The sequence below is a fragment of the Candidatus Uabimicrobium helgolandensis genome (assembly GCF_041508025.1).
Classification (GTDB): domain Bacteria; phylum Planctomycetota; class Uabimicrobiia; order Uabimicrobiales; family Uabimicrobiaceae; genus Uabimicrobium; species Uabimicrobium helgolandensis.
In genome coordinates this window covers 5,218,934-5,232,305 of record NZ_CP165719.1, presented here as the reverse complement: position 1 = coordinate 5,232,305, position 13,372 = coordinate 5,218,934, and the positions used below count along the sequence as shown (strand labels likewise).

At 33.7% G+C, this 13,372-nt stretch carries 12 protein-coding genes; 6 read left to right on the top strand and 6 right to left on the bottom strand.

Annotation, left to right across the window (positions count from 1 at the left end; genetic code table 11):
* Positions 1-26: 26 nt before the first annotated feature.
* Complete coding sequence (locus tag UABHE_RS19230; protein ID WP_372364880.1) at positions 27-1,259, bottom strand: HEAT repeat domain-containing protein; 1,233 nt, start codon at positions 1,257-1,259, stop codon at positions 27-29.
* Between the two features lie 263 nt (positions 1,260-1,522).
* The gene (locus tag UABHE_RS19225; RefSeq protein ID WP_372364879.1) at positions 1,523-2,284 is read right to left on the bottom strand and encodes a hypothetical protein; all 762 of its coding nucleotides are present in this window, start codon (positions 2,282-2,284) and stop codon (positions 1,523-1,525) included.
* Positions 2,285-2,444: 160 nt separating this feature from the next.
* Here UABHE_RS19225 and UABHE_RS19220 point away from each other — a divergent pair, with 160 nt between their 5' ends.
* On the top strand, positions 2,445-4,301 hold the full coding sequence (locus tag UABHE_RS19220; RefSeq protein WP_372364878.1) for a hypothetical protein: 1,857 nt from the start codon (positions 2,445-2,447) through the stop codon (positions 4,299-4,301).
* Positions 4,302-4,527: 226 nt separating this feature from the next.
* Here the strand turns inward: UABHE_RS19220 and UABHE_RS19215 are convergent, their stop codons facing one another.
* Positions 4,528-4,665: a hypothetical protein gene (locus UABHE_RS19215; protein WP_372364877.1), complete on the bottom strand. Its 138-nt coding sequence runs from the start codon at positions 4,663-4,665 to the stop codon at positions 4,528-4,530.
* A 103-nt stretch (positions 4,666-4,768) separates the two neighbouring features.
* Positions 4,769-5,230 carry a hypothetical protein gene (locus UABHE_RS19210; RefSeq protein ID WP_372364876.1) on the bottom strand — a complete coding sequence of 154 codons (462 nt, stop codon included), beginning with the start codon at positions 5,228-5,230 and terminating at the stop codon, positions 4,769-4,771.
* A 389-nt stretch (positions 5,231-5,619) separates the two neighbouring features.
* On the opposite strand from UABHE_RS19210, the gene UABHE_RS19205 reads away from it, so the two are divergent.
* The 5 genes from UABHE_RS19205 (at position 5,620) to UABHE_RS19185 (ending at position 12,002) form a co-directional block, all read left to right on the top strand.
* On the top strand, positions 5,620-6,465 hold the full coding sequence (locus UABHE_RS19205; protein ID WP_372364875.1) for a hypothetical protein: 846 nt from the start codon (positions 5,620-5,622) through the stop codon (positions 6,463-6,465).
* 185 nt (positions 6,466-6,650) lie between these two features.
* Positions 6,651-8,645 carry a hypothetical protein gene (locus tag UABHE_RS19200; protein WP_372364874.1) on the top strand — a complete coding sequence of 665 codons (1,995 nt, stop codon included), beginning with the start codon at positions 6,651-6,653 and terminating at the stop codon, positions 8,643-8,645.
* Between the two features lie 157 nt (positions 8,646-8,802).
* A complete protein-coding gene (locus UABHE_RS19195; RefSeq protein WP_372364873.1) occupies positions 8,803-9,813 on the top strand; it encodes a hypothetical protein in 1,011 nt (336 codons plus the stop codon).
* Positions 9,814-9,928: 115 nt separating this feature from the next.
* Positions 9,929-10,591, top strand: a complete 663-nt coding sequence (locus UABHE_RS19190; protein ID WP_372364872.1) for a hypothetical protein — start codon at positions 9,929-9,931, stop codon at positions 10,589-10,591.
* 538 nt (positions 10,592-11,129) lie between these two features.
* Positions 11,130-12,002, top strand: a complete 873-nt coding sequence (locus UABHE_RS19185) for a tyrosine-type recombinase/integrase (protein ID WP_372364871.1) — start codon at positions 11,130-11,132, stop codon at positions 12,000-12,002.
* On the opposite strand, the gene UABHE_RS19180 is transcribed toward UABHE_RS19185, so the two are convergent.
* On the bottom strand, positions 11,999-12,451 hold the full coding sequence (locus UABHE_RS19180; RefSeq protein ID WP_372364870.1) for a hypothetical protein: 453 nt from the start codon (positions 12,449-12,451) through the stop codon (positions 11,999-12,001). The genes UABHE_RS19185 and UABHE_RS19180 overlap by 4 nt on opposite strands.
* 153 nt (positions 12,452-12,604) lie before the next feature.
* On the bottom strand, positions 12,605-13,345 hold the full coding sequence (locus UABHE_RS19175) for an ORF6N domain-containing protein (protein WP_372364869.1): 741 nt from the start codon (positions 13,343-13,345) through the stop codon (positions 12,605-12,607).
* Between the last annotated feature and the right edge of the window lie 27 nt (positions 13,346-13,372).

Genomic DNA, 13,372 nt, shown 5'->3' with positions numbered 1-13,372 from the left:
TCTCAGTTTGGCCAGATTCAGCAAGGTTATTTATTACCTATCTGTTTAATCATTTTAGTCGCTGTTTGTGCTACTGATTCATGCTGATCTTGCCGAGATAAACTAAGTATTTTTTTTATTTGCAGTACTTTGTTTTGCAGTATTGTTCTTTTACAATCTATTCCTCTATACGTTAAAAATTCAACACCTATTTTGCCTAGAGCCTGAATAGCAGCAACTCTTACTTGCCAAGAATCATCGTTTATCGCTCTTAGTGTTAGTAGATCAATACAATCGACTTCTCGCATGATTTCTATCGGCGAATATAAATATTGCTCTTCGTTTTCTATTCTACTGCTTTCGCGTCGAGATAAGTGCCGTACTAAATATGTTTTCATTTTCCCCAAAGTTACAATCGCGGCGACCCGAACTTCCCATTGCTGATCAACAAGAGCCTTTTTCGTGGCAGTAATCGTTTTTTCCCTGTATGGCATATTCCCTAATGCCTGCAAAGAAAGCTTTCTTATCGATAAATCTTTATCTTGCGCTAATTGAAAAACAATGTTTTTAGCCTCATCTTCACGAGCTTTCATTTTTAAAAGAGCAGCAATAGTAGCTTTTTTCACTTTTGATTTTCGCTTCTTTATTATCTCGTATATAAGGGGTACAGGTTGTAATATTTCTTTTTGATGTAGACTTCCGCCAAAACATCCTTCTTTATCCTGTTCTAAATCAAAAAATCCATCATGATTTGTATCGGTGAAAAATGGTGGTGTATAATCATCAAAATAGCAGCCGTCTTTATCGAAAATCAACGAACTACAACATAAAACATCTACAATCCCATCATTGTTAGTGTCCGCAATAGAAATTAATAGCGGAGAACCTTTTCTCCAGTGAAATCCGTTTAATGATTCACCTTTTAACCAATATCCCCAATTACACTTGATGTATTTTGTCATAGGGGAATTGGGTAAATAAAATCCGTGTGGTCGCATTTGAAGAAGTTTATAGTATTTCGCAAAGTTTTCACGTTTTTGGATATGACCTATCTTTTTTATAAAATCATATTTTCCATTGTGTAGCATGCAAAAATCAACAATATAGCCTTGTACAGAGTTTCCTGTAGCTCTAATTTTTACAGTGTAGTTCTTATCAAGAGCAAAATCGTGTTCTATGGTTTCTTGGCGTAAAATAATGACTAAAGTAATACCCAGACCTATTATGATTAGAATGCAGGTAAATGATGTGTATTTCCAAGGATTTTTTGCTTTTACCATAAAAATTTCTCCGAACATCTATAGGTTATATGTCTTCAACCACAAGATCGCATGACAGTTTTGTACACAATGTATACTGACTATAAATAAGTTGTTTGTTATTATCTATCTTTTTGCTTTACTCGTAAATGGATGTAGATTCTTCGGAAATGATGAATTTGGAAAATTGGTCGTAAGATATTTTTATTGTATTTGTTGCTGAGCCGGGTTTAATTGCTTTGCAATAGATTTTATATACCAATTTTTCTCCAGGGGAAAGTACTTTAACGGGAGAAAAAAATAACAGTTTTTTTCTGTGGATCATACCAATACTCTGTTGGTCCTTCTGCTCTAACAAACTCCATTTGTTGTGGAATATGATCAATCCCCCAAATCATTGTAGCTTCTGATGTTCCTTCGTTTTTTAGAGTGAAAACGTAAGTAGTTTGTTGCCCTACTCCTACAGGATCATCTGTATCGTATTGAGGCCCCACACGTGAACCAAAACTAGCAATTTTTATTAATGCATCTCTTTGGCAAATATTTAACAATAGGCCATTGTATGGTATCGATAAGCTAGCTTTTAGTAAGTAAACACCTTGTAAAACTCCACGTGTGGTGATTTTAAAAACTTTTGTTTGTTGTGCCCCAAGTTCGGAAATTTTCCATCGAAAAGTTTTCTTTGTGTTTTGATGTGGTTGTGAGGGGATAGATTGCAATGCATTTGGAAGTTTTAACTCTAATTGCAAGTTACTTAGTACTTGCGACGATGTATTTTTGACGGTCATAGTAGTGGTTAGTGGTGTATTAAGAGAAATTACTTTGCTACTATTTGTTAGCGATAATATTAAGCTATTGCTTGAGATGTCTTGTTGTGCGTTTAAACACGCCAGGGTTACGAGAAGTAAGATTATGTATTTCACCTTGATTTCCTTATTTATTTGGAAAATGATTGCGACAGTTCTATCCAATAAAGCTTTCGGTCTTCCAGGCAATTCAAGTACTGGATACAAAGTATTCTCGATATTGATAGCTGGTTTGTTCATTTTGTTACCTGCAAAATATATCATGTTTTTCGAAGTGATATTTTGGCACTCTAAAGTAAAATAATAATTATCTTATATTTAGGTGCGAAAAGCCAGTATTTTGAAGTGACATTTTGGCACTTCAAATAATCAAGGACACAAAATAAAAGAGGTAGACGCTATGCGAAAATTTGTATGGGGAATTTTTGTGACCATTATATTGATGAATGGTTGCAATAAAAACATAGAGCGTGGTCCAAGTGTAAGTAAGTTCATTCCCAAGCACGAGAAAAATTCTGAAGAGACAGGTGCTCAAAGCCAAGATAGTGCTAAGTTGAAAAACAAAATTTTTTTGAGATTAGACGAGCAAGCGCCGGTAAAAACAGTCGATAGTGAAAAAGTATCTGAAACATCAAATAAAGACGGAAAAAAATCTACTGATATACCAAAGCAAAAAATCGACGATGCTAGATCACCATCGTTAAGTGTTAAAATAAATTGCCCCAGTAAGACTTGGGCAGGAAAGAGAGTTAAAGCAGACGTCGTTATCAAAAATACTGGTGATAAAAACTTGAATGATATAGTGATTACTGGAAGCCTTGTCACTTCGATTGGAAATCCCAATCTCGCAGTGATCATCTCTGGAGAAAATAATTCTTCTATTTCTCAACGCTCTATTGTTTGGAAAATAGATCGCTTGGAAGCAAAGCAAGAAAAAACATACTCTGTGGCACTTCTTGCCAAAGGTTGCGAACATTGCTTTAAAGTTGTAGTAAATACGACAGAAGATGTTTATCAAAAAGCAAAATGCTGTATTCAGTGGGTTGGGTGTTCTGAACGATTATTGCTTGAAGTTTTCGACAGTGTTGATCCACTTACTGTAAATAAAGAAACTGTTTACACTATTGAAGTTACAAATATTGGAGGATTTTCGCCGCAACACAATGTAAGGATAGAGGCTGTCTTTCCTAAAGAAATTTGTCCCATCAGTGCTAGTGGAGATTCTATATGCACTATAAACAGTAATCGCGTAGTGGTAGTTCCATATCCTCTTTTACAACCTAAACAAAAAATCCAATGGAAGATTAAAGCAAAAGCGATAGAAGCGGGAGATGCGCGAGTAAAAGTTTATGTTACTTCCGATTATTTGAAGAAACCAGTAACTGAAGAAGAAAGTACTTACGTTTACTCTGAGAAAAGTACTCAAATAGATGTTATCTCGGATAACATTGAGAATAACCAAGAAATCCTTAACATAGAACAGAGCCAAGAAAAAATAGATAATGCTATAAAAATAGCCGAGCAGAATAAAACTCAAACAGCATATACAGGACTGAGTATCAGCGTCAATGACTGTCCGGGAATCGCTTATTCTGGCAAGCGTACTGTCCTTAGTGTTACGGTTAGAAATAATGGTAATAAAGATTTGACTGGGGTAAATATATATGGACGTTATGTGACCATTACTGGAAATTCTGACTTGATAAAAATCGTTTCTGTTGAGGGGAATCCTTCGATATCTGGTAAGTCAATAACTTGGAACGTGGGTTTGTTAGCTCCTGGTGAAGAAAAGGAATACAATCTTACGGTTATTGGCATTTGCACACATTGTTTTAAAGTAAATGTAAAAACTGCGGAAGGTTTAAGTAAAAGAGCAGAATGTTGTACAGACTGGAAAGGGTGTGGAGGGAGGTTTCTATTAGAATGCTTTGACAGCATTGATCCGCTGACAATAGGTGACGAAACTATTTATACCATTAAGATAACAAACTTAGATATTTCTCCATTTCGTAACGTAAAATTTGAAATTGTACTCCCAAGAGAAATGTCTCTTATCAATGTAGATGGAGACACAAAATTCACCATAAACGATAAGCGGATTACGATTTTTTACCCTATTTTGCAACCTAAGCAAAAAAAGGAATGGAAAATTCAAGCAAAAGCAGTATATCCAGGTGAGACTCGGGTAAAGATATACATGACATCCGAATTTTTTAAAATACCTATCACTGAAGAAGAAGTTACTGATGTGTATTAGTCTATGGCAACAATGTTTCGAGATAAAATTTAATTGTCAAAATTAATTGGCAAACCGCCTTCAAATATAATGTAAGACTTATGTAGCGAACTCCAAACAACTTGCCAAGTTTTACCATCATCAAAAGCTAAATAAATAAAATAGCACCAAGGTTTGTATTGACAAAAAGATAAATTGTAATTATCGCTTAAACCCACGGTACATCTAAAAGTACCATCTTTCGTGACTAGGGCTGTTGCTTTTCCCATTTGAATTTTATACTTCCGTAGTAAATTAACGAAATGTAGGTAGCTGATAAGACAGAAACAATAATAGACATAACTAAAATAACTTTAACAATTATCTTTTTCGTTTTGTTTTTCATTTGTTTGCCTTTGTAAAACGAAATGAGTAGTAAATTAATGTTGTTGTTTATAGTAGCTATATCTATGACACAGAAACAAGGATTTTTCTAGAAAACTGTTTTTTTACCATCTCTGATTTTGGAGAAATTTACAACTGTTACAAACCCAAATTGATTCGTTTTTGTCCTTCAGCCAACTAACACCTAATTGTTTTTGGCATGAATTACATAGATAAGAAACACCATGTTTTTCATAAAATTTTAGACAGCGATTACATTTTTTTTCTTTTCGCTTATTGTCTATTTCATCATCGCAATCAACACAATAATTTCCTTTCACTTTCCAAGTTCCATCGCAAACTTCGCAAAAAATTCGACGAGGAAAATGTAAAAGATCAAATTTACAGCCGCAATTACAGTACATCTGATCTGGATGTATTGCTGTGTAAGTTTTTTCCTTTTGAGTTTCTATAATCAGAGGATAATAACAAATGTCACACCTACCACTAAAAGTACCATGATATTTACCCATTTCATTGCCCTTATTTGGGCAGTTAGCAAATTTTTCCTCAGCATTCAAAATCATTTCGTCTGCACACCTACAATTGCAAAGATAGCAATATTCTTCATGACATGTAGTACAATACTGAAAGAGCTCCAAGTGATGTTCTTGAGAGCATTTGTTACAACATTTTTTTTCATCTACACAACTTGTGCAATAATAGAGGTCCAGATAACGAATCAAGCTGCCGGGATTTTTCTTTGCCTTACATTTATTACATTTGGGGAAAAACCAATCTTTCATATTTTTTGCTTTCTTCCAATGAAGCATCTTGAAATAATTGAAAAATCTACATACGCGATATATCGTTATTCAAAACAAAATCAGATAGCTGTTTTCTACATATAGTAAAATTGTTACTCTGTGTAGACAACTAATTTATGATCTAACTGCAAAATAATAGGATGAAAACAATGCTTAATGAAAAAGCATTAAGGTACATTGACTGGGAAAAACTTAGTCATGCGTATAATTCCGCATACGATGTTCCATTTCAAATTCGTGCATTGACGAGTAAAGATAAAGAATTACGTGAAAAAGCTCTATCTAAACTTTATAGCAATATTATCCACCAGGGAACACGTTATGAAGCGACAAGCTATACGATTCCTTTTTTCTATCAGTTATTATCCTCAACAGATACACCTGATAAACATGAAATAGTAGAGTTACTATCTTACCTAGCTGTAGGATATCCAGATGAATATGTAGCAAATGGCTTAAACGCTTTTGTTTTTCGTCAAGATTCGCAAGAACATGAAGTTAAATGTTATAACGCAGTACAAAATGGGGTTTGTATACTAGTAACTTTCTTAGGTAGCGAAGATATTCAACTTAGAATAGCAACCATTTATATTTTATCTTTGTTCCCTGAAAATAGCGCGAAAACTTTGCCTTTATTAGCAGTACATCTATCAAAAGCTTCTAATGCAGTCGAAATAGTTAATCTAATATTTACAATTGGTATGTTGGCGGATGCCGATGTACTACTTGATTTAAATTTACATTCTTTTTTATCTCATCATTCGGAAATGGTTCGTGTTTTGACAGCTTTTGCACTAGCGCGTGATTTTATATCACAGGATATTGTTGATATTTTGGCCAACGCAATTCCACTACTAGAAGAACTGGCAAAACAAGTTTACTATAAACTTTGGTATATTTTTCAAAGTGTAGAAAACTACATAGATGTGATATTGTCTCGCGTTAAAACCCCTAACAAAGATCTGATTATACTAGAACTACAACAAAAATTATGACTTCACAAAGACTATAGTCCAACGCAAATGGAAATTTTTACAAAAAAATTTGTTTATTCACATTTAAAATATCCAAACAAAAACCAGCTAACATTTAAGTTCTAAACGATAAATTTCATGGTATGCACAATTGAAGACACCTTCATCAGTACAAGAGCGTGAGATCTTTTTTTAGGGGAGAAGCGATGAAAACAAAAATATCGATTTTACTGTTATCATTTCTAGCTGCACTATTTGCGCAAAATGAGAAAACGCAATGGAAATACGAGATAGCAGAAATAGAAAATCGCTTACTGCAAAACGAAGAACAAAATATTCATAAATTGTACCAACGTTTTTTTCAAGTAGAAAATCAAGAGCTTTGTGAAAAAATACTTATACTTCTAGTTGATATCGTTAGGCGTGGAGAAAACAAACAGCTTGCCGCTGACACGATTGTAAATATTGCCCGAATGGACTTAGCTAATGTAGCGAAGCATTTTGTATCTTCCCTTATAAAAGATAAAAATACACAAGTTCAAGCAATTGCTAAACACACGTTGTTAGAAATTGATTTGTATGTTGAGAAGAGTCGTACAAAAGTACAAGGGGATTTAGACGCTTTTTTTAAATATAATCGTACTGGATTGTCACCACCATGGGAAATTCGTATTGCGAATTTGCAACCTTATAATGTTTACGGTATAAAAGTTGTATTACATGTTCCGTTTGCTTTACAATTTGTTTCGTACTTAGCTGATGATTTTGATCGTAAAAATCGCACTTTAATCTGGCATTTTGATAAAATTGAAGAAGGCAAAACAGTAGCTATACCGTTAATGTGGTCTCGTCAGTACTATCGTTTTTTCAATACACTGATCAATTTTCGTGTAGAAGTTTTTTCCGAAAATACACTAATTTGTCGTAATTATCTAACTTCACCAATAAGATGCTTAATTTGTTCTGGCTTTCCAATTGCTACCACTTATGATATTGAAGATCCACTAAAAATTGGGGAAGAGGGAGTGAATGTAGTAACTATACACAATCATAGCTTGTCGGCTTTAACTGGTATACGTTTAGTATATACTCTCTCTGAGCATCTAGAGTTTATCGCAGCTGAGCCCAAAAACTACCAACAAGCTAAAAACACAATAACTTTTATGAAAATCTCTTTATTATCACCAGATGAAAAACTTAGTTACAAAATCAAATATCGTGCTATTTCAGTAGGTAGTGCTGTTGGTACTGCGAAACTCACTAGTGATAGTTATACTAAGGTCTATTCCTCTTTTACCGATTATGAAGTAACTTCTGTTTATGATCCCAAAACTCCACAAAATAAAGAAAAGCACCAACCAAACTCGTATACAAAAATGAAACAAAACGAAGTTATATGGATTTTTCCTAAGAAAATTTCATTTTTCTTAAAGGATGTAACAAAAACGAATGATGATACAATAAAACTTATTTTAGAATTTGCGAATAAACACCACGAAAATTACCCTAAGTTAACAACAGCATTTATAGATTTACTAAAGAAAAGACCCCATTCTCCTAATACAAACGGAATAATATATTTTTTAGGTAATGTCAAAGCGCCTGTGACTTCATTACTTGTTGATTTGTATCCATCAATGTCAAAAGTAAATAAAATTAGTATACTTGAGTCTTTGCGACAAATTGGAAAAGAAAATGAAGTTGTAATGAGACTCATACACAAACTTTTATACGATAAAGAAGAATATATTCAGTGGCAAGCTATTGAATTTATTAGTCGTGTTGCCTCTCCAAAGTATCCATTTTTGCGCAAATCACTTTTACGATTGTTGGATCATAAAAGTATCGATATTCAAATCTCAGTAGTCAAAGCAATCGACAAAATGGATTTCGTCGATCAGCAAATTGCTACAAAATTCATGAAAAAAATACACTTGTATACTAATTCCGAAGATGATGATAGTAAGCGATTAGTAAAAATGATTTTACTAACGTTTGTCAATAAGAAAATATCTAGTGTAGTACCAGAATTGCTGAAATTGAATTTTAAATCTACAGATAGAAAAAAATTACTGGTAAAAGCTTTAAATGAAATTACAGGAAAAGATTATACAAGTAAATTTTTGACTCCAGAAGAGCAAGAGAAAACAACATGGGATGATTCATTGGAAGAATTTGATGATACGTGGGATGAGTGGTAAAATAAACATTTTGTCAAGGATAGAACTTGCACAATGAAAACGCATCTATAATAGATGACAAGGTAAAATCGTATATTTACACGTGAAAAAGACAAACAACAAAGTTTCCCAATAACGATTGAACGATGATGGAAGAAGAGAAAGTAGGTGTAGAACGGTGAAATACCAAGAGGAAGTATATGCGAAGAAAATGCATAAAAAACTGCGCAAGCATTTTAAATCAAAAGCTTTTAAAATCTCAATAAAAGGTGCCGGAGTGCATTGGGAATGTATTGTCCAGAGAAACGAATTTTCTTGTATTGTTAATTGCTTTGATGACCCCGAGTATTATACAGATTTTATGCATCAAGAAGAACCAGTAGCTACATCTCGCATTAATGATAGTGATCAAACTATTGCAGCTGTTGATAATTGGCTAACAAATGCTAGTATCAATGTTCTACATGAAAACTTTCCATTTGTTGATCAGCACAAACGAGACTTTATAAGACTGCGCAAAGAAGTAATGGTAAGTATTCCCGAAATTGAAAATGCAATACATTCAGAAATAGAACATCATATAGCAGATATTTACAATCTTAACTTTTCAAAAGGAAACCGCGCATGTTATCTTTCATTTTATGGAAAAAATAAGTTTCCTGATGCAAGGTTTACTTGGGATGAATGCGTACTTTTTGAATACCAAGTAGATAACTCTTCGATTTTTGCAAATGTTTTGAAGAAGTGGATTTATGATAACGCGAAACCTTCCGTAATGCGTAAGAATTTTCCGTGGCTTCAAATAGGAGAACTTGCGGATTATTACGAGAAAGGTAAACCTGTAGAAGGAGAATTTGTCAAAAGTTGGCAAGGAATAGAAAACTTTTATGAGCACAGCAGTTTTTCTTGTTCTGCAGAAGTTGAAAATTTCATTAAAACGATGCGTGATTATGGCTACGATAAAACACTACGTGCAGGGCAATCTCTGTGGACTCTTATGTTATCGAGATCGCGAAGGTATGGTTTGGAACCACATCAACCGTACATCGCTTTTGATTTTTCCGAACAAGGCATAAAGGTTTATTGTAAGTTCGAAAGTAATGAGTGTAGTTTTATTCATCCTTGTATCGAGCTGAATGCCAAAATAAATAATCTTTTAAAAAGATTAGAATCTATCCCTGTAAGCTAAATTTTACCAATGTAAAATTACGTCTCTATTGCAAAAAATTCTCTCTTATTAAAAATCGCCACTAAAAAAATAGCTATGATACTATTTTCGGAGTTCATATTTTTAGGAAAAACAAATGAAATCTATATTTATTCTGTACTTTTTATTTTCATTAGCTTTGGCGCAAACCTTTGATGAATTAAAAAAAGAAAATGCTAAATTAAAAGAGGAAATTACCAAATTAAAATTACAGCTATTACAATCACCAAGTATTAAAGTTGTTAACGTAAGAGAGATATTTATTAAATATCAAAAAGCTATTGATATTAAAAATAAAATTCGTGACTCTTACCAAAAAGATACCATAAAGGCAAAGAATGAATATGACAAAGATATAGCAAAATACCCGATATACCCGATGTCATCTCGTCGAGTGAATAGCAATTTGGAGATTAGGAAAAAAAGAAAAATACTTGGAGAAAAATTTAAAAAGGAGTTTGAGCGTTTAAAAAATATTTTGTATACAAAGTTAAACAGTTCAGCAGAAGTTATTTTTAAAGAAATTTTTGATGAGGTTGACCTATATGCTAAAATAAATAATATTAGCGTTATTTTGAAAGTTGACGATCTTGATACATCCCACGTTTCTTCAGATAAGAGTTGGGGACATCCTTCTACTGAAAAGCTTTGGAAGTATTTTGACAATCGAAAAGTTTTATATTGGAAAAATACTATGGACATCTCTCCAGAAATTATTAAGCGATTAAACGATTCTTACACGACAAAAACATCTGAGTAGTATCTAGTACTCTTTTGATAAAAAACTTTCAAGTTAACTTTTAGAATAGACCAGCCGTAAGTACTGATGTATAAGTCTCTCATAAACTTTCCATTGATCTTGGTTTAAATTATCTTTATTTCTATAAAATTCAAGCCATCTCAGTTCTAGTTCATTTAGTAAATAGTCGTGCATAAACTCGTTGTATTCTTTCCATTGTTTATCACTTAAATTGTATCTGTTGTTATAGATACTAATCCAGATGAATTCTAACATCTGTATTTTATTTAATTCTTCTGTTGAGGCTATCTGTTTAGACATATTGACAAAGTGTAAAAAATATACTATGGTTACTGTCCCTTTACACGGCGAGTTTCGAAAACACGAGAAAAGGAAACTCCTTTCGTGTTGAAAAATGCCATTTTGTGGTAACGATAGCAAATTTTGTATTTATAATAATTTTCTTCAACCTACCACTAAATTTAATTCATGTCTACTAAATCCTTGATATATGCTTAACCTTAGCCAAAAACATGTTTTTCGCGAGTTTCCTTTTCTCGTGAAAAGACAATCACATAAATCACAAAAAAAATCACGCGGTCGTTATTCTCCGCGATGCCACCAAGTATTGAGTCAATTTGAGATATCATTATTACTTCTTGTAAATTATCTTGAAAAAGAAGATGCCATAAAAAATGGTGACAGGCATCATATTATTGATTGGATGGTGGTTAATACCTCTCTTTGGGGATTTCGCATTGCAGAGTCTCCTAATCTACTCTGTGGTCACATTCACCAATACAATGATGCATTGCGTGAAAAACAAAAACCGCAATTACCACAATCAGCGATGGATATCATTGATAAGTTCAAAACGCAAAATAAAGCAGAATTTGCGGACGTTTTGCGTAGTACATTGCTTGGTCTTATGCTCCAAGACCACAAGAAAATGCCAGCGCATATTGGATTGAAGAACACCAAAGGAAATATTCCTCGTGATGTGCCGATATTTGGTTGGTCTGCGCAGTTTATTATTCATGAGTATTTACAGTGGAAGAAATCTATTGGTGAGTCCATCGATGCTGACGCACCGTTTTTTTTCTCGCCACGATCAAAAAACGGCCGTTATACAACTCAAGGGCTACGAAAATGTTTTCGTCGTGCAAAGGTTAAGGCAGGTATAGAAAAACCGATTACGCCGCATTGTGGCCGTCACACGATGGGAAGTCACATGACGCAGGAGTCAAAATATCTGCAAGAAGTGAAAAGTGCTCTTGGACACGCTTCGATTAGTACCACAAATCAATATTCACATATGTTTAATCCTAAAATGCGCGAATTTAGCCGAGAGTATGAAAGAATTCTCTATGATCCGGTGATGACAAGTATATTAAAAACAAAGTCTCAACAGACAAATATCGCAAGCGATTAATCGCAAATTTTTCTAGATGAAGTGTCGACAAAGTTGTAAAAATCTTTGTCCAAGAAGTATTCCTTGCGAATTTCTAGTTCCCACGCTTGCTTGTGAATGGGGTTTTTCATCGCCGATTGCAAAGAGCAATCCCAAGCTTTCTTTAGTGATTTTGGGACTGCTCTACGTTTGTGTCCAATGATAAAACGATCAAATTCGTAATGAAAGTACCGATTTTCCCAGTTGATAATTTTATTGTACAACTCTTCGTCTTCTCTTTTTAGGCTACTGAGACTCGTTTGTTTTTTGTGCAGATCATGAAATTCTTGGCGATCTTGGTTAAGCTCATCGAAGCGTTGTTTATATACCAATTCTATTTTAAGCGAATTCATTTTCCATGTTTGTCGCATTTGATAAGCAGTGAAAAATAAACCGATAGCTACGGCAAGTAATTCGAGATTATAAAACATATAGTTGATTGTTAAACTTTTTAGTTATTATATTATATACCGCTACGTGCTTATTGTGAACATGTGGAGTTGTTTGACGAGTACAGTAGTTCTTTTACGATTTATCTCTATGTACGTTAAAAATTCAACCTAGAGCGTAGTAGCAACTTACATTTAGAGTTTGTACATATTCAACCACAACACCGCATTTTTAAACTCGTTAGTCTGCAATTGCGTATAACGATTCAGGTTAAAGTGCTGCTTAAAGTCACGCCAAATTTTGTACATTTGCTTGCGATTTTTTGTCTTTTGTTTAACTATCTCCCGTAGTTTTTCTGCTTGCTCTGGAGATATACATGTTGTGTCTACTTTTTCTATTTGCGGCGTATGTGTATGTAATAACTCTTCTAGACTATCAAGTCTATTTTGCATAGAGTTTATGGCTGTTTTGATAAAATCAATTTCATTGACAACGGCTTTGATTAAGCGTCGATCATGAACAACAGCTGATGAAATCATTTGTGGTAAATCTGTCGCTGTGGAATGGCTGAGTCTTTCAAAAGTGGTAAAGGCACGAATAATTTCAACAGACTTTTGCGCAGCTTGATCAGAGCGCAGTAGTAAAGCGATACTGTTGCATCCTTCCCAAGTGAACGCTTTAGGATTACTTCGATTGAACGCTCTTGGATTTGAAGTGACATTTTGGCACTTCAAAATCTCTATTTCTTCGTCTGTTAGTATAAAGCAAAAATCCTCGGGAAATTTTTTCTTGTTACGCGAAACTATTCTGTTGAGGTACTTCGTTTCTATTTGGAATATTGTTGCTACAGTTTTATCCAATAAAGCTTTTGGCCTTACTGGTAACTCAAGCACTGAATACGAAGTATTCTCTATATTAATAGCTGGTTTGTTCATTTTGTTACCTATAAAATGCATCATATT